Raw genomic sequence first — 19,102 nt, forward strand, 5'->3', positions numbered from 1 at the left:
TGTTGCAGATGGGCAACAGTCGCCAATGCATATTCTGAATACGTATGTGGATTTCTGGTCATTCCGCCGCGTCAGGCGCATTTTGTCATGGTCATACATGCATCCAAGCGAGCCTGCGTCTGGATGCTTCAACGTAGCCGGTTACTGTCCGTGAAATTGGATGGGGCCTTTTAGGGGAGTGAATCATGGCCAAGTTCCAGTTTAATTCTGCGCGCCAATTTGCGCATAGTGCAAGCCGCTTTGCGCTCGGCACTGCGCTTGTTGCAGCCTTTGCTGCACCTGCCTTCGCACAAGATGCCGCACCTGCGGAAGATGAGGAAGATGCGATCGTCGTATCCGGCTTCCGCGCTTCGCTTGAAAACGCCGTCAACGAAAAGAAGAATAACGACCAGATCGTTGAGTCGGTTTCGGCAGAAGATATCGGCAAGCTGCCGGATGCGTCGATTGGTGAATCGATTGCCCGCCTTCCCGGCGTTACATCGCAGCGTTTGAACGGCCGCTCGAACAACATCTCGATCCGCGGCTTTGGCCCCGACTTTTCGCAAACGCTGCTGAATGGTCGCGAACAAACTTCGACCGGTGACAACCGTGCGGTCGAATTCGACCAATATCCTTCGGAAATCGTCAGCCAGGTTGTCGTCTTCAAATCGCCAACCGCTTCGCTTGTCGGTCAGGGCCTTGTTGGCACCATCGACATCCGCACCGTGCGTCCGCTGGATTATGGCAAGTCGGTTCTTGCTGTTGGTGCCCGTGGAACCTACGCCGACCTCGGCGCGCTGAACGCCGGTTCGAAAAAATATGGCTATCGTGCCAACGCAACCTTCATTGATCAATTCGCAGACGACACCATCGGCATCGCGCTGTCGGCTTCTTATGTGGATGAGCCCTATCAACTGCAGGAATTCAACGCCTGGGGTTACGCCGGTGCAGGCACCGCCGCATCGCCTGCCGTCATCGGTGGTTCCAAATCCTATGTAACATCGACCCAGTTGAAGCGCCTCGGCCTTAACGGCACCTTGCAATATCAGGCATCGGACACGGTGCGTATGACCTTGGATGGCTTCTATTCCAATTTTGAAGACGACCAGTCGAAACGCGGCATCGAACTGCCTTTAGGCTTCGGCGCCTTTGGCACGACCTTCAATCCTGCGACCGCAACGGTCAGCAATGGTTTTGTGACCGCTGGCACTTTCAACAATGTTCAGGGTGTTGTTCGTAACGACATCTTCCAACGGAAAGCCAACCTCTATTCGTTCGGCTACAACGCCGAATATGACGGCGAAGACGGCTGGAAAGCGTTCATCGACCTTGGTTATTCCAAGACGGACCGGAACGAATTGAGCATTGAGGCCTATTCGGGCACCGGTTTTGGCCAGGCTCTTGGCGCAACCGACACCATCGGTTTTGTTTCCGGTCCTTCGGGCACCGTTTTCGATCCTACGCTCGATTACAGCAACCCTGCACTCATCCGCTTGACCGACCCATTGGGCTGGGGCGGCGGCGTTGTTCCCCAAGCCGGTTATTACAACAACCGTATCGTGGAAGACGAATTGAAGCAGTATCGTGTCGGCGTTGAAAAGGAAGTCGAAGGCTTTTTCTCCGCAATCAAGTTCGGCATGAACTACACCGACCGTGGCAAAAGCCTGACGCCGGACGAATTCCTCGTTCGTTTGCGTGGTGGGGCACTTGAATTGGCGATCCCGACCAACGCCCTTCTGCGTCCGACCAATCTCGGTTATCTGGGCCTTGGTCCGATCGTCAGCTATGACGCACGCGACCTGATTGCAGACGGCACATTGGTTCTTGAACGTAACCTCTCGCCGGATATTCCAGCGAAGGCATTCCGCGTCACCGAAGATTTGATGACCGCTTATCTGCAGGCCGACATTGAACAGGAACTGGGCAATGGAACGTTGACCGGTAACATCGGTGTCCAAGCCATCCATACCGACCAAGAATCGTCGGGTACGGTGTTTGCGGGCGGTGTAGCGCGTTCGGTTCGTGCAGGAGCGAGCTATTGGGATGTCCTTCCCAGCCTGAACCTGTCAATGCGTTTTGACAGCGACTTCGTTATCCGCTTCGCCGCGTCGCGCCAGATTCAGCGTCCCCGTCTCGATGACCTGCGCGTTGCCGTATCCTACGGCATCAACAACAACGCAGCCGACAGCCCAACCGGTTTGGCCCCGTTCATCGACGGCAATGGCGGCAACCCGCAACTTCGTCCTTATCGCGCCAATGCGTTCGACCTGAACTTTGAAAAATATTTCGGTCAATCGGGCGTGATTTCGCTCCAGTTGTTCCACAAGGATGTGAAGAGCTACATCGACCGGACACGTTTCCCGTTTGATTTTGCAGGCTATCCGCTGCCAACCGGCTTGCCACCTGCAACACTTATTGGACGCCTGGAATCGTCGTTCAATACGGGTGGTGGCAAGCTTTATGGTGGTGAATTGGCTGTAACCTTGCCGTTCAGCAACTTCAGCTCGGCACTTGATGGCTTTGGTATCACTGGCGGCGTTGGCTATACCAAGACCAAGGTCAAGGATGCCCAGGGCAATGTCGACCAGATCCCTGGCTATTCGAAATGGGTTGCCAACGGCACCGCCTATTTCGAAAAATGGGGCTTCAACGCACGCGGCTCGGTACGTTACCGTTCCACATTCCTAGGTGACTTCACCGGCTTCGGTGGTTCGCCAACGCGTCGTACGGCTCTGGCTGAAATGATTGTCGACGGACAAATCGGATACGACTTCCAGGAAGGAAGCGCGCTTCAAGGTCTATCGCTCTACTTGCAGGGCCAGAATTTGACGGATGAGCGCTTCGCTTCGGTCGGCGCCAGCCGCAATCAGGTAATTGATTATCAGATTTATGGCCGCCGCTTCTTGGCCGGGTTCACCTACAAGTTCTGATGAGCTAATCATGGGCCCCCGCCGCGTAAGGATGCAACCTGACGTGGCGGGGGCCTTTTTTATGAGTTGAGAGCATGGAGAGCGCTCTGAAACAGATCGTCATCGTGGGTGGAGGGACTGCAGGCTGGATGGCCGCGGCGGCCTTTGCCCGCTTTTTGGGTCCGGGCTACTCCATACATGTCATCGAGTCTGACGAAATCGGCACCGTCGGCGTTGGTGAGGCGACCATCCCCGCTATCCAGTTGTTCAATCAAAGTCTGGGTATCGACGAAAAGGAATTTGTCCGGGCCACACAAGGCTCATTCAAGCTCGGTATCGAGTTCGTCGACTGGCATGACCCCGGACACCGCTATATCCATGCATTCGGCGCAGTCGGAAGGCCCTTGGGCCTCGTGCCCTTTCACCACTATTGGTTGCGGCACCACCAGCAAGGCGGGTCCTCATCGTTATGGGATTATGCGCCGACCGCGCTTGCAGCCGCGCAAAACCGCTTCACCCCGCCCCAGGAAAAGCCCGGCGCTTTGCCGAGCGGCGTTGCCCATGCCTATCATTTTGACGCCGGCCTCTACGCCGGTTTTCTGCGGCGCTATTCCGAAGCGCGCGGCGTTGTGCGGACCGAAGGGAAGATCGTCGGTACGGAACTCAATTGCCAAAACGGCCATATTGACGCGGTTACCCTGGCGTCGGGCGCGAAGATATCCGGCGATCTCTTCATCGACTGTTCTGGATTTCGCGGCCTGTTGATTGAGGAAGCTTTGAACAGCGGCTATGAGGATTGGTCCGAATATCTACCGTGCAACCGCGCATTGGCAGTGCCCTGCGCATCGGTAACTCCGCTCACCCCCTACACACGGTCCACCGCGCGCGAGGCGGGCTGGCAATGGCGTATACCGTTGCAGCATCGCACGGGGAACGGCCATGTCTATTGCAGCGACTTTATCAGCGACGCCCAAGCGACCGACATATTGATGCAAAACCTAGATGGCGCGCCGTTCGGGGAACCTCGACAGTTGCGTTTTGTGACCGGCAAGCGGAAGCAGATCTGGAAGAAAAACTGCGTCGCGCTTGGCTTGGCGAGCGGCTTCCTCGAGCCACTGGAATCGACCAGCATTCACTTGATCCAAGCCGCTATTGCAAAGCTGTTGAACTTCTTCCCGTCGGATCACCCGGACCAAGCCGATATTGATGCCTTTAACGCGCAGATGGATTTTGAATTCCATTCAATCCGCGACTTCATCATTTTGCATTACAAAGCCAACAACCGCGACGGCGCTTTTTGGAAGCATTGCCGCGAGATGGACGTGCCCGAAAGCCTCGCTGCCAAAATGGAGCTGTTCCAGGCCAATGGCCGGATTGTCCGCCACAATGACGAACTGTTCACCGAACTGGGCTGGTTGCAGGTCATGTGGGGACAAGGCTTACGGCCCAGAGGCTATCACCCCCTCGCCGATCAGCTGACACCTGCACAATTGGATGAGTTTTTGAACGTGGCGCACAAGCATGCTGCCTTTGTTGCCAACCAGATGGCACCCCATCAGGATTACATCACCGCGCAATGTGCGGCCCCTCCCCTCGAAATGAAGAAAGCCCTGCCATGAAGACAAAGGCCTTATGTTTCGCAGCTTATTTGCTCGCATCTGCCTGCCCCGTGCCATTGGCGGCGCAAAGCTTCCGGGACCGCTTGCCCGAGGACGAGGTCATCTACTTCGTCCTTCCAGACCGATTTGAAAATGGAGATCCCAAAAACGATACCGGCGGTATTAAGGGCGACCGTATGAAGCATGGTTTCGACCCGAGTTCGAAAGGCTTTTACCAAGGTGGCGATCTTGCAGGCCTCATCAAGCGGCTCGATTACATCCAGTCGATGGGTGTAACCGCGATCTGGTTTGCGCCGGTTTTCAAAAACAAGCCCGTGCAGGGTGGCGCTGGTCAGGAAAGTGCTGGCTATCACGGCTATTGGGTGACCGATTTCACCAGCGTAGACCCACATTTCGGCACAAATGCTGAATTCAAGGCTTTCGTCGATGCCGCGCACAATCGCGGAATGAAGGTCTATATGGACATCATCGCCAACCACAGCGCGGATGTCATCCAGTATAAAGAATGCCCGACCTCTGCTTGCAGCTATCGCAGCCGCGCAGACTATCCCTATTCCCGCAGCGCATCGGACGGTGCGCCCATCAACGACGGTTTTGCCGGAGACAGCGTCAAAACGGCGGAGAATTTCGCCAAACTAATCAACATGAATTTTGCTTACACGCCGGTCGTCCCGGAGGCGGAAAAGAACATCAAGGTTCCCGCATGGCTCAACGATATCCGCTATTACCATAATCGCGGCGACACGACCTTTACCGGCGAGAATTCGACGATGGGCGATTTTGTCGGGCTCGATGATCTCTACACCGAAAATCCGAAGGTGGTCGACGGGTTCATTGACATCTACGGTGCGTGGATCGACAATTACGGAATCGACGGTTTCCGCATCGATACCGCGAAGCATGTAAATCCGGAATTCTGGGCGAAGTTTTCGCCTGCCATGCTCGAACGTGCCGCAGCCAAGGGCATCCCCAATTTCCATATCTTTGGCGAAGTTGCGACCGGCGACCAGGATACAGCCTTGCTTGCCCGCTTCACGCGTGAAGCGAAGCTGCCCGCAATCCTTGATTTCGCATTCGGTCGCGCCACTGTCGACACAGTCGGCGGAAACGCCGCAACCGAAAAGCTAAACCGGCTGATCGAGGACGACGTTCTGTACGAAGGCGGAAGTGGAACTGCGCGACGCTTGCCGACCTTTATCGGCAACCATGATGCCGGACGCTTCGCAATGTTTGTGAAGAGACTAAATCCTCAAGCCGATGATGCCGAGCTGCTGAAACGGGTCATCCTTGGCCATGCGCTCATGTTTACGATGCGCGGCGTGCCCACCGTTTACTCGGGCGACGAACAAGGTTTTGTCGGCAAGGGCGGCGATCAGGATTCGCGCCAGCCGCTGTTCGCGTCAAAGACTGCGACCTATAATGAAGATAAGTTGCTCGGCACGACTAACACGACAGCCCAGCCGAATTTCAACGAGCAGCATCCATTGTATACTACAATCGCCAAGCTGGCCAAAATCCGTACGGGCAGCCCTGCCCTTCGTCGCGGCGATACGGTTGTCCGTAACTATGCCGAACGCCCGGGCCTGTTTGCCTTTAGCCGCATCGACAAGGCGAGTGGCGAGGAGGTGCTAACGGTCATCAACACATCGACGGCGCAACTCTTGGCCAATGTCGAGCTTGACCCCAAAAGCACAGTGTTTTCTTCGTTACACGGTAATTGCCCGACCGCACCACGCGCGCCGGGTTCGGTTGCCATTGAACTTGCCCCTCTTGACTATATGATATGCGCCGTCAAATGACTGAAATACCGAAATTATTGCATATGACCCAATCTGATCACCCCTGGTGGCGCGGTGCGACCATTTATCAGGTCTATCCCCGCAGCTTTGCCGATTCCAACGGCGATGGCATTGGCGATCTGCCCGGCATCACGGGCAAGCTCGATTATATCGCATCGCTTGGCGTAGACGCAGTTTGGCTATCGCCCTTCTTTACGTCACCGATGAAGGACTTCGGCTATGACGTCGCCGACTATTGCGGCGTCGACCCCATATTCGGCACGCTCGCGGATTTTGATGCCCTGATCACAAAGGCGCATGATCTTGGCCTCAAAATTCTGATTGATCAGGTCTATTCGCACACGTCAGATCTGCACGCCTGGTTTGCCGAAAGCCGGTCTAACAGGACCAATGCCAAGGCGGACTGGTATGTCTGGGCAGATGCAAATCCAGACGGTACGCCACCGAACAACTGGCAATCGGTTTTTGGCGGCCCCGCGTGGACATGGGATGCACGACGCGGGCAATATTATATGCACAATTTCCTCAGCAACCAGCCACAGATGAATGTGCACAATCCAGAGGTGCAAGAAGCATTGTTGGCAGTCGCGAAATTCTGGATGGATCGCGGCGTCGACGGTTTCCGGGTAGATGCCATCAACTTTGCGATGCATGATCCTGAACTGAAGGATAACCCCCCTGCCCCGGCAGGAAATGGCGTGCGCACCCGTCCGTTCGATTTCCAATTGAAAGTCCACAATCAGTCGCATCCCGACATCCCGGCATTTATCGGCCGGATCCGTAAGCTGTTAGACCAATATCCCGACCGCTTCACGGTGGCCGAGGTCGGCGGGCCTGATCCCGACCGTGAAATGAAAGCTTTCACTGCCGGCGACAACCATTTCAACAGCGCATACGGCTTTAACTTTCTCTACGCCGAAAATTTGACCCCCGCATTGGTGCGTGAGGCGCTGGAGGCTTGGCCCGACGACGCAAATATTGGCTGGCCCAGTTGGGCCTTTTCAAACCATGATGCCCCAAGATGGATCAGCCGTTGGGCACCGGCCGATGCGCAGCAATCCTATGCCGCTATGGTTATGATGCTTTTTGTGTCGCTGCGCGGAAATGTCATCATTTGGCAGGGTGAAGAACTGGCGTTGACGCAAGTCGATATACCGTTCGAGAAACTTCAGGATCCTGAAGCCATCGCCAACTGGCCCCTCACACTAAGCCGGGACGGAACGCGCACACCCATGCCATGGGTGGCAGCCGACACACAATGCGGGTTTAGCAAGGGGGAGCCTTGGCTTCCCTTGGGCGCCGACCATCGCGATCTCGCCGTGGATCGTGCCGAAGCCGATCCGGATTCGATGTTGAACCTCACCCGCAAGCTTGTTGCATTTCGCAACGCGAACGAAGCGATGCTTGTGGGCAGCCTTAACATTATCGAGGCGCAGTCAAATCTGCTGATCTTCGAACGAATTAGCGACAACCAGCATCTGATCTGCGCATTCAATATGGGCAACGACACAATCGCTTGGCAACCGGCGCAACCCGATAGGTGGCGTGTGGTCAAATCCGTCAATGATGCGCGCCCTGAATCTTTACCGCCCTACGGCGCACAAATCTTAGAAAAAATAGCATGATAGCGAAGAGGAGACGCAGCATGGACAAGACGAAATCGAAACAGAAAATTGTCCGGAGCGTTGCAGCGCTAGGTGGTGCCTTGCTGGCTGCAGCATCCGCACAGGGCCAGCCGCTTGCTTCGGCATCTTCACCCGATGGCGGAGTGAAAGTAGAAATTTCACTCGATGGTGATGGTCGTGCGGCCTATGCCGTGACGCGCAATGGAAAGGCGATACTTGCGCCTTCCAAGCTTGGTTTCCTTCTGACCGACGCCGTCAAAATTGACCGCCGCCTTTCGGTTACGGGACAGGAAGTGCGCGATTTCGACGAAAGCTGGACCCAGCCGTGGGGTGAGTGGAAAACGATCCGCAACCGCTATCGGGAATTGAAAGTTCATTTCAAAGAAACAACGGCGCTTGCGCGCGTGTTTACAGTAACCTTCCGGCTATACGAGGACGGTGTTGGCTTCCGATACGAATTTCCAGAACAACCCAATCTAGCGCAAGCAAACATTGCCGATGAATTGACCGAATTTGTTTTCGCCAACGATGGCACCGCGTGGTGGAAGCCAGCATTCCTGTGGAATCGCGAAGAATATCTCTACAATAAAACGCCGCTATCGGCGGTTAGCAATGCTGACACGCCGATCACCATCAAATTGGCCGACGGCACGCATGTCGCGCTGCATGAAGCGGCGCTTGTCGATTATTCGGGCATGGCGGTGTCTCGGACCGAAGGGACAACGCTTCGCGCGGCACTCCACCCCGGTGCCGGAGAACCCAAAGTTCAGAAAAGGGGCGCTTGGACGACGCCATGGCGTACCTTGATCATCGCGAATGACGCCGCCGGAATTTACCACAGCCATTTGATGCTCAACCTGAATGAGCCCAACAAATTAGGCAATGTCAGCTGGATTAAGCCCGGCAAATTTGCGGGTGTGTGGTGGAATATGATCAAAGGCGAATGGAGCTGGGCCCGCGGCCCCAAGCATGGCGCCACCAACGAAAATGTGAAACGCTACATTGATTTCGCTGCGGCCAACAAAATTCCCCATCTGCTCGTCGAAGGCTGGAATGTAGGCTGGGATGGCGATTGGTTCGGCAACGGTTATGATATGGACTTTGCCCAACCTACCGAAGATTTCGATGTTGATATGCTGGTCGCCTACGGCAAGAAAAAGGGCGTTCGCCTGATCGGACATCATGAAACCGGTGGCGCGGCGTCCCATTATGAAAAGCAGTTCGACAAGGCTTTCAAATTCGCCGCTGACCATAATTATATGGTCGTCAAAACTGGTTATGTTACCGACGCCGCCCAGATGGAACGTGAAGATCCCGACGGTAAGAAATACCGCGAATGGCATCAGGGCCAGTGGATGGTCAATCACCAGCTGCGCGTTGTCGAGACTGCTGCAAAGTATAAGATCGGTATCGACAGCCACGAGCCAGTGAAGGGTACCGGGCTGCATCGCACCTATCCGAACTGGGTCGCGCGCGAAGGGATGCGCGGGATGGAATATAATGCTTGGCCTGGCAAAAACCCGCCCGAGCATGAAGCCAATGTCGTGTTCACCCGGATGCTCGAAGGACCCATGGATTTTACGCCAGGCATTCTCAGCCTCAAGGGCAGTGATCATAGCAACCTGCTCTCGACAATTGCCAAGCAGCTCGCGCTGTATGTCGTGATCTATTCGCCTGTGCAGATGGTGGCGGATACGCCCGAGAACTACGCCAAATATCCCGAGCCGATGAAGTTCATCCGTGATGTACCTACCGATTGGCAGGACACCCGCGTGTTGAATGCTGAAATTGGCGATTTTGTTACCATTGCGCGGAAAGAACGTGACGGTGAGAATTGGTATGTAGGCGCTGTAGGAGATGAGCAGGAACGGACTGTTTCATTTAAACTCGACTTTCTCAGCCCCGGTAAAAACTATGTTGCGGAAATCTACCGCGATGGTGACGATGCCGATTATCGCACCGAAAAACGTCACTCGATCGTGATAGAAAGCAAGAAGTTGACCAGCGCCGATACGCTCACCTTGCGTCTGGCGCCGGGTGGCGGCTTTGCAATCCGTCTTGTGGCGGCAAAAGGCAAGTGATGGATCGGCGCAGCCTGTTGGCGACAAGCTTTGCAGCAGGGCTGCTCGCGCTTTTCCCGCAGGGTGCGATGGGACAAGACAGTGGGCGCTTTGTTGATCTGGGGCCCGTTTCCTCGGCCGTACTCGCCCCGACCAAGGTAGTGATCTGGCTACCGCCGGGTTATGATAGCTCGCGCGAACGCTATGGCGTCGTATATATGCACGACGGTCAAAATCTGTTCGATCCGAAACGGTCAAATTTCAACAAGGTCTGGGCCGCAGATAAATCGGCATTGCGCTTGATTGCCGCCAAGAAGACGAAGCCTTTTATCATTGTTGGAATTGACCAACCGGGTGTGGATCGCGGCCGCCAATATTTTCCCAAGCCAATGCTGGACTTTGTCTCTCCATCGGTACGTCAAAAACTGCAAAAGCAAAGCAATGACCTGCCTGTGATTTCGGACGAATATCTCACATTCATCGTCACAGAATTGAAGCCGCGCATCGATGCGGAGTTTCGGACAAAGGCGGGCCGCAAACACACGGCGATTGCTGGCTCAAGCATGGGCGGACTGATTTCGCTCTATGCTATTACCCGCTATCCCCATATATTTGGCCATGCCGGTGCGGTGTCGACACATTTGCCCTTGGGCGATCCCAATTGGAGCGCTGAAGAACGCAATGATATCCTCGCAGGATGGCGCCGTTATGTGAAAGAAAAGCTTGGCAAACCTGCCGGACGGCGGATTTGGTTTGATCACGGGACCGAAACGCTTGATGCCTTTTACCAGCCCTATCAGGAGAATCTGGATGCGGCGCTGGTGGCGAATGGCTGGAATAAAGGGCGTGATTTTTCAAGCAAAGTGTACGTTGGCACTCCACATGAAGAAAATGCATGGGCCGCGCGGCTTGACGACGTCTTTGGCTGGATGCTTCAACGCTGGTAATGGTCTCTGACTCCAAACATTTCGTCGTCCTGGGCGGCGGCACGGCCGGCTGGATGGCTGCTTGTCTTCTGGCGCATCATTGGCCGCAACATCGCATCACTGTGGTGGAATCGCCGGATATCGGGATAATTGGTGTCGGCGAAGGCTCGACCCCGCAACTCAAAGCCTTCTTTGACACCCTAGGTATAGCCGAAGCAGATTGGATGCCGAAATGTAACGCCACCTATAAGGCTGGCATCCGCTTTGATGGCTGGTCGGAAAGGCCGGGATTTGAAAGTTATTTTCATCCCTTCCACACACAGATCGACCTGTTCACGGAACCGCAATTCACTTTTCATACCCGTGCGCGACGGACAGGTCGCGATGTATGGGCGCACCCGGACCGCTTTTTCCTGCCCGCATCCATCGCGGCACATGGACGTGCGCCATTAGCTCCTTCCAACTTTCCATTCGCGATAGGCTATGGCTATCATTTTGATGCGGTACTTGTCGGCAAAATGCTGCGGGAACATGCAACGACACAATTGGGTGTCCGGCATCTTGAACACACCGTCACAGGGGTGAAACTGGATAAGTCAGGCAATGCAGAATCGCTGCAAACAGAGGATGGCGCTGTTATCAGCGGTGACTTTTTCGTTGATTGCAGCGGGTTTCGGGGTGCAATTATTCAGGAAGCGTTGAAGGAACCCTTCCTTCCATTTGCGGATAATCTATTCAACAATGCTGCCGTTGCCATGCCTTCCCCTAATGACGAAGGCGACATCCGTAGCGAGACACGCGCCACCGCATTGTCGACGGGGTGGGCGTGGCGGATCCCACTGACAAACCGGGTCGGCAATGGTTATGTGTATTCGTCCCGCTATATCGACAAGGATGCTGCCGAAACGGAACTGCGCACGCATCTCGGCATGCTCGACAACGAGGTCGAGGCGCGCCATTTGAAAATGAACGTAGGCCGCGTGCAGCGTAGCTGGGTCAAGAACTGCCTCGCTGTGGGGTTATCGCAAGGCTTCATCGAACCGCTGGAGGCGACCGCGCTCCATATTGTGCAGGCAACCGTAGAGGGTTTCATCCGCGCCTATGCGAATGGCGGCGAAACCGATGACGGAGCGGCGGACTTCAACCAAAGCCTGAATGAACGCTATGACGGCATACGAGACTATATCGTCGCCCACTACCGCATGAACCAGCGCACTGATTCGGATTATTGGCGCGACAATGCGCAGAATGGTAATCTGTCGGACAACCTAAAAGCCATCATGACGGCATGGTATTCAGGAGGCGACCTGACCGAAGTGATTCAGAAATTGAACATTGCGCAGTTCTACAGTTCTCTGTCCTGGCATTGTTTGTTGTCGGGTTACGGCACATTTCCGGCTGATGAAAAGCTGATCGCTTCGACAGATGGCCTGCCTCTTGCGGATATGGAGCACATTGACCGCTACATATCGGGCTGTCTCCAGAATTTCCCGTCACACCGCGCGGCGCTTGCGAATTTATCTTTGTGATTTCGTGACTTTTTAACATCTTTTCCTTTAAGCTTTCCGTCATTGAAACGGATAAGGTCGCAGGAAATTACAATGTACAAGAATATGGTGATTTTCGGCACGCGTCCCGAAGCCATAAAATTATTTCCTGTGATCAATGCGTTGAAGCAGCAAAGTAAAATGCGGTGTGAAGTGCTGGTATCAGCTCAGCATCGCGAAATGCTGGATCAGGTGCTCTCGATAACCGGCATTACACCGGACTATGACCTGAACATCATGCAACCGGGACAATCGCTTGATGCCCTGACAGCACGACTGTTGGAGGGGATCGGCCATGTTCTTGATCAGGCAAAGCCTGACCGTGTCGTCGTGCAGGGCGACACCGCCACCGCTATGGTCGGTGCTCTTGCCGCCTATTACCGCCAGATACCCGTCAGCCATGTCGAGGCCGGGCTTCGCAGTTACGACATTTACCAGCCCTGGCCAGAGGAAGTGAATCGCAAGATTATCGGATCCATCGCTGACCAGCATTTCGCGCCCACGGAGGTTTCGGCTGGAGCGTTAAAGGCAGAAGCCGTACCAGCGGACCGTGTCTTTGTTACCGGAAACACGGTAATCGACGCCCTGCACTGGATAACCGACCGGATCGCACACCGTCCTGAACTCGCTGCCAACCTTGCCGAGTTAGAATCGCGGTTTGCCGGCAAGAAAATCATCGGCATCACAACCCATCGCCGGGAAAATTTCGGGGACGGGATGGAGAATATAGCCTCTGCGATCAAGACGATTGCGGCGCGCGACGATGTAGCTTGTATTTTCCCAGTCCACCTGAACCCCAATGTCCGGGCCGTGATGGACAAGATGTTAGGCGATGAGCCCAATGTCGCAATGATCGAGCCACTGGACTATCCCCATTTCGCCCGCCTCCTCTCGATCAGCCATATCATGCTGACGGACAGCGGCGGCGTACAGGAAGAGGCCCCTGCCCTTGGCAAGCCGGTTCTTGTGATGCGCGACACCACGGAACGCCCCGAAGGCGTCACGGCCGGTACCGCCAAACTGATTGGTACCGATAAAAATCGCATAGTTTCCGAAATTTTCACTCTTTTGGACGATGATACCGCCTATTCGGCGATGGCCCGCGCGCACAATCCCTTCGGGGACGGCAAGGCTAGCCAGCGCATAGCGGAGATCATTTGGAATGCTAGTCGACAAAAAACCTGACGTTTGCGTACTTGGCCTAGGCTATATCGGCCTGCCGACTGCTGCTGTAATTGCCCGTTCAGGCTGCCGTGTCGTCGGCGTAGACGTGAACCCGCATGTTGTCGACACGATCAATCGCGGCGAGATCCATATCGAAGAAGTCGATCTTGATGGTCTGGTGCAAGGCGTCGTCTCCCGGAAAATGCTTCGTGCATCCTTGATGGTAGAGCCGTCCGATATATTCGTGATTGCTGTTCCCACGCCGTTTGACGAAAATCACGCGCCCGACGTCACTTATGTGCTGGATGCTGCGACCAATATCGCAGCTGTCTTAAAGTCCGGCGATACCATCATACTTGAATCCACATCTCCAGTGGGCACCACTGACAAGGTGCGCGACCTGATTGCCAAATTGCGGCCGGATCTAAAAATACCTGGCGTAGCGAAAGACACGCCGGACATTTCCATCGCATATTGCCCGGAGCGGGTTTTGCCCGGACGCATCCTTGAAGAATTGACCAACAATGACCGGTCGATAGGCGGAATAACACCCCGCTGCGCGCGAAAGGCGCTGACCTTTTACAAGCGCTTTGTTCGCGGTGAATGCATTACCACCGATGCCCGGTCCGCTGAAATGACAAAGCTGGTCGAAAACGCATTCCGCGACGTCAACATTGCCTTTGCCAATGAACTGTCGATTGTTGCCGACCATATGGGCCTTGATGTGTGGGAGGTTATCCGGCTTGCAAACCGCCACCCGCGCGTAAACATCCTGCATCCCGGCCCCGGCGTCGGTGGCCATTGTATTGCCGTTGATCCCTGGTTCATTGTCCACAGCGCGCCAGACCAAAGCCCGCTGATCCGCACCGCGCGGAACGTCAATGACGGTAAGGTGGATCATGTTATCCAACGCGCAACGGACATGATCATGGTTAGCCCCACCGCAAAAATCGGGTGCATGGGATTGGCCTTTAAAGCGAATATCGATGACTTCCGGGAAAGCCCCGCAATGAAAGTAGCGGCCGAACTCGCCCAGCGTTTCGGGCAGCGCGTACAGATTGTCGAACCCTATGCGTCGACCCTGCCAAAGGAGTTTGACGGCACGGGGGCGCGCCTGATCGATATCGACACCGCTTTACTTGAATGCGACATGCTAATCACGCTGGTCGATCACGACGCCTTCAAAGCGATCCCGCTTGCGGAACGGGCGGACAAAATCGTCTATGACGTACGCGGCATTTGGCACGATCAGCCTGGCCAAGTCCCACACCGCCAGCTGCGTCTGGTCGGTTAGCCCAAATTATCCCGCGACATATTCCCCGTCCGCCCCAGCTTTCACTATTTGTTAACCGTATCTTTATGCGGACGGTCTAGCAGATGAGTGGATCAGGAGGACCAACCATGGCTACGGCCCTTGTCGAAGAACAACTGAAACACGGGACCGCAATTCGGTTCAAAGGCGACGACCGAGAATTACTCTGAATCGTTCCGCTGTTCGCCATGTTCTTGATGCTTGTCGTAACGGCTGAGGTGCTTTCTTACCTGAATGGCACATCGGCGATTGGTATGATCGCGGGATATGGTGGCAAGGCCCTACGTTTACTGCCTTTCGTGGCGTCCATAGGCATTCTTTGCCAGTTTCTAATCGCCATTGCCCGGGATTACCGGACAGCCGTAGATCAAGTCATGGGCCAATGGCGGGCTGCGCTGCTTAATCCCTACTTGCTCGCAGCGCGCGTTGCACCGATTATCATGATGCCCTTTTTCTTTGCATCGTTCAGCGTACTCAAAATGCTGATGCCACGTTATGTGCCGTTCTGGCTGGACGAGCCTTTTGCGCGGATGGACCAGTTTCTCTTTTTTGGATATCACCCTTGGCAGTTGACCCATGCGGTGTTCACCTCGCCCGAAGCGACTGTCACACTCGACCTCTTCTATTCTGTCTGGGTCATATTGTTGCCTGTCGCGATTGCCGGGTTTGCCTTGTTTGCGCCACGCAAGGAGCGCGCGCGCTTCTTCCTTTCCTTCGGAGGTGCTTGGTTTTTGCTGGGCTTCATCGGGGCTTGGTTGGGATCATCGGCTGGGCCTTGTTTTCTGGCCAATCTGAATTCGCCCCTTGCGCCAGAATTTGCTGGTTTGATGCAACGCCTGCATGCGGCCAGTAATTCGATGGATACCGTGGCGCAAGCGGTCGAATGGCAACAAATGCTTTGGAACGGTTATGAAAGCCAGACCTACCGCTTTGGCATGGGTATCTCGGCGATGCCGTCCCTGCACAATGCAATCGCGGTGCTTTATGCTTTCATGGCGTTTCGCTTTGGCAAATTACTTGGATGGGTTGCGACCGCTTATGCCGTGATCATCTTTATCGGCTCGATCCATCTGGGCTGGCATTACGCGGTGGATGGCATTTTCTCGGCATTCGGCATGTGGGGAATCTGGAAGTTGGTAAACTGGTGGTGTGTGACCTCCGGTTATGACGACGCTTCACAGACCGATTACAATCGAACCAACGCCGACGCTGGACTAAAGGCTTAGGATCGCCAATGACTTTGATAATGAAATCTGCGCCCTTTGCAGCAGAAACGAAAATTGACGGTTCCGAGACCGAAATTTGGCGCATTGCTATTCTGGTGTTAGCGATAATGCCTGCTTTTCATATGGTCGCAACATGGGATGCTGACGGAAACCTGACGTGGTATGCCCATATATTAAGGGTCTTCAGTCTTCCTGTAATACTGCTTGAGATATTTCTTCTGATATTCTCTTACGTGAAGGGATGGCGGCCTTGGGAGCAGTTCAAATCAATTCCGAAAATCATACAGATAGCCGCCTACATATTTTTAGGCGTGGGATTTGTAAGCTCAATTCAATCAGGAAATTTGCTTGTTCTGTCTTTATTGAATTTTTTCAAATCTATCATGCAGATATTGTTTCTAAGTGCGATGACTTATACTATTACGAACAGTCCGAAGTTTAACTTATTGAAATGGCATTCTTTCATTACATTGGGCGCTTGCGCCTATGTCGCATTGATGGTGCTGTTTTGCTTGATCATCCCAAATCCGGATACGTTCCGCTGGGTTGAGCGAATACCGTCTGCAACAAATATTCGACAAATCGGAAATGTAATAGGGATATTGGCAATCGTTCCGGTTGTACTGCTATACACCGTTCGAGAACGGATTTACTGGCCATTTATTGTCGCGGCAAACATCACGCTGTTGGCATTTTTGATGTGGTCCGGAACACGGGGCGGCCTAGTCGGCTATTTCATTGCCATCGCTATGATCCCCCTATTCGCATGGAAGTTGTTGAACCGGCGAATTATCACAACAATGTTGCTCACCTGGGCGACCTCCGTCGGGATCGCTTTGGCACTGCCCATTCCAGCTGAAGGCTTTGGACTTATTCGTGTTCAAGAAAGCATGAAAGCGGAAGATGTCACTAGCGGTCGACTTGCCGTTTGGAACTCTACAATTGAAGCGATCAAAGAAGCACCTCTAATCGGTCACGGGTCTGGAACTTTTCGCTCCAATATGGCCCGGACCAAAGGATATCATTATAATCATCCGCATAACTTCATTCTCCAATTCATTTATGATTGGGGCTTTTTGGGCGGAGGAATTGCGGCGATATTCGTTATATTGTTTGGTCTTAACTTACTGTTGCTGCTATCTGCATCCATTGTACCAAAGGCTACGGCCATCGGTGCGTTTTCCGCGATTACATCGGTAGCCTTGATTGATGGAACTCTGTTTTATCCATTACCGATGATCATAGCCTTAGCGCTTATTGCCCCTGCCCTTGCGGAAAAGGCATCGCGCGACAATCAGTTAACCTGACGATCCCGTCCTTCCCAATAAGGTGCGCGCAAGTCCTTTCGGAGTATCTTGCCCGAGGCATTACGCGGGAGAGCAGGAATGACATCGACGCTGCGAGGGACCTTAAATCCGGCGATGCGTTCACGAGCCCATGCTATGACGCTGTCTTCTTGAATTTCGCATCCCGATTTGGGCACGCAGACAGCCTTCACGGCCTCTCCCCATTTGTCGTCGGGAACACCTATTACAGCGACTTCGAGCACATCGGGATGCCCGAAAATAGCACTTTCAACTTCTGCGGGGTACACATTTTCGCCGCCTGATATGATCATGTCTTTGACTCGGTCATGGATGAACAGGTAGCCATCTTCATCGAGATAACCGGCATCACCTGTTTTGATCCAACCGCCCTGCGCCATTGTACTTTCGGTAGCGTCGGGCAGATTCCAGTAGCCGATCATATTATTTGAAGAACATGTCCAGATTTCGCCGACCTGACCCAAGGGAAGATCGGCGTGATTTTCATCCACGATACGAATTTGGACACCAGGCAAGGGCTTACCAGCCGACCTCATGCGGGCATTACCATTGGGATCATGATCCTCGGGCGGCAACATGACGATCGTACCGGTCGTTTCAGTCATGCCATACACCTGAATGAATTCCGCCCCGAAAACGGCGATGCTTTGGCGCAGTAACTCCAAGGGCATCGGGGCCGCGCCGTAGAGAATATAGCGCAGCCGGCTATAGTCGACCGACGTGCAACGCGGATGTTGCAGCATGATATGGAGCGCCGCCGGCACGACGAAGAGGCGCGTGACACCTCTATTTTCAATGGCGTCGAACACGCCGTCCGGCGTAAATTCGGAAAGTACCAGTGCGGGTAGTCCCGACGCGATGGCCATGATGCCCAATCCTGTGCCACCGATATGGGCGCACGGCATTGCAACCAACACCACTTCATCCGCATCCCAGCGGGTATATGCGAGGTCAAGGTCAGCACTATTCTTGCGCAACGCGAATAGGTTCCGGTTGGACAGAACCGCCCCCTTTGGATTGCCGGTCGTCCCCGAAGTGTAAAGCTGCAACACGGCATCATCCGGACCAGACGCCTCAAATGCCGATCGTGCTGTTGCTGCAATCTGTTGGCGGGCAGCCTGTTCGCCAATAAACCGCTCCACATGTGGGACAGCGGCCGCCAATGCCGTTTCGACCTGGTCAAATTCCGCGCCGGTGAATACCAATCGCGCCTGTGTATCGTTCACAATATAGGCCCATTCCGAAGGTGCGAGCCGCCATCCGACCGGAACCATCACGATGCCCGCGCGCGCGGCGCCGTAGAAAAGGCTGAAATAGAGATCGCTATTCTTGCCGATCCACACAATTCGGTCGCCCTTCTTCAATCCCGAATTAAGCAGCATGGTGGCGATTTTTGCCGTCGTCTCTTCCAGATCGGCATAGGACTGAGCCCGGTCCGCTTCCATCAGCGCAGGGCCGTTCGGCTTTTCCGTCACCCAATGGATCAAGAAATCATCAAAGGTCAGAATATCCGTCGTTGGGTCACCCATGTGCATATCTCTCCATCAGCGCGGGCCTGTTATTGGCAGAGGCCTCACTACGTTTTGTCGAGAGATATTGGCTTCATGTCAA

The 19,102-nt window shown here is 54.3% G+C and carries 12 protein-coding genes; 11 read left to right on the plus strand and 1 reads right to left on the minus strand.

Annotated features, from left to right (window positions below):
• Positions 1-185 precede the first annotated feature (185 nt).
• The 11 genes from EUU25_RS06535 to EUU25_RS06585 all read left to right on the plus strand — a co-directional run bounded on the left by EUU25_RS06535 (position 186) and on the right by EUU25_RS06585 (position 17,473).
• Positions 186-2,909: a TonB-dependent receptor gene (locus EUU25_RS06535; protein WP_158899401.1), complete on the plus strand. Its 2,724-nt coding sequence runs from the start codon at positions 186-188 to the stop codon at positions 2,907-2,909.
• A 74-nt stretch (positions 2,910-2,983) separates the two neighbouring features.
• A complete protein-coding gene (locus EUU25_RS06540) occupies positions 2,984-4,507 on the plus strand; it encodes a tryptophan halogenase family protein (RefSeq protein ID WP_158899402.1) in 1,524 nt (507 codons plus the stop codon).
• A complete protein-coding gene (locus EUU25_RS06545; protein WP_158899404.1) occupies positions 4,504-6,306 on the plus strand; it encodes an alpha-amylase family glycosyl hydrolase in 1,803 nt (600 codons plus the stop codon). Before EUU25_RS06540 ends, EUU25_RS06545 begins: the two co-directional genes overlap by 4 nt.
• Positions 6,303-7,931: an alpha-amylase family glycosyl hydrolase gene (locus EUU25_RS06550; RefSeq protein ID WP_246162944.1), complete on the plus strand. Its 1,629-nt coding sequence runs from the start codon at positions 6,303-6,305 to the stop codon at positions 7,929-7,931. The genes EUU25_RS06545 and EUU25_RS06550 overlap by 4 nt, the downstream gene beginning before the upstream one ends.
• Positions 7,932-7,951: 20 nt before the next feature.
• Positions 7,952-10,012 carry a glycoside hydrolase family 97 protein gene (locus tag EUU25_RS06555; RefSeq protein WP_158899408.1) on the plus strand — a complete coding sequence of 687 codons (2,061 nt, stop codon included), beginning with the start codon at positions 7,952-7,954 and terminating at the stop codon, positions 10,010-10,012.
• A complete protein-coding gene (locus EUU25_RS06560) occupies positions 10,012-10,938 on the plus strand; it encodes an alpha/beta hydrolase (RefSeq protein WP_158899410.1) in 927 nt (308 codons plus the stop codon). Before EUU25_RS06555 ends, EUU25_RS06560 begins: the two co-directional genes overlap by 1 nt.
• A complete protein-coding gene (locus EUU25_RS06565) occupies positions 10,938-12,446 on the plus strand; it encodes a tryptophan halogenase family protein (RefSeq protein WP_158899412.1) in 1,509 nt (502 codons plus the stop codon). Before EUU25_RS06560 ends, EUU25_RS06565 begins: the two co-directional genes overlap by 1 nt.
• 72 nt (positions 12,447-12,518) lie before the next feature.
• Complete coding sequence (gene wecB / locus EUU25_RS06570; protein WP_158899414.1) at positions 12,519-13,649, plus strand: non-hydrolyzing UDP-N-acetylglucosamine 2-epimerase; 1,131 nt, start codon at positions 12,519-12,521, stop codon at positions 13,647-13,649.
• Positions 13,627-14,922 (plus strand): UDP-N-acetyl-D-mannosamine dehydrogenase, encoded by a 1,296-nt coding sequence (wecC, locus tag EUU25_RS06575; RefSeq protein ID WP_158899416.1) that lies wholly within the window; start codon positions 13,627-13,629, stop codon positions 14,920-14,922. The genes wecB and wecC overlap by 23 nt, the downstream gene beginning before the upstream one ends.
• Positions 14,923-15,128: 206 nt before the next feature.
• Positions 15,129-16,166, plus strand: a complete 1,038-nt coding sequence (locus tag EUU25_RS06580; protein ID WP_158899418.1) for a phosphatase PAP2 family protein — start codon at positions 15,129-15,131, stop codon at positions 16,164-16,166.
• An 8-nt stretch (positions 16,167-16,174) separates the two neighbouring features.
• Entirely contained in the window at positions 16,175-17,473 is a 1,299-nt protein-coding gene (locus tag EUU25_RS06585) for an O-antigen ligase family protein (RefSeq protein ID WP_158899420.1), read from the plus strand.
• On the opposite strand, the gene EUU25_RS06590 is transcribed toward EUU25_RS06585, so the two are convergent.
• Complete coding sequence (locus EUU25_RS06590) at positions 17,461-19,020, minus strand: fatty acid--CoA ligase (protein ID WP_158899422.1); 1,560 nt, start codon at positions 19,018-19,020, stop codon at positions 17,461-17,463. The two genes, EUU25_RS06585 and EUU25_RS06590, sit on opposite strands and share 13 nt — an antisense overlap.
• Between the last annotated feature and the right edge of the window lie 82 nt (positions 19,021-19,102).

It is taken from the genome of Sphingorhabdus lacus, assembly GCF_009768975.1.
Classification (GTDB): domain Bacteria; phylum Pseudomonadota; class Alphaproteobacteria; order Sphingomonadales; family Sphingomonadaceae; genus Sphingorhabdus_B; species Sphingorhabdus_B lacus.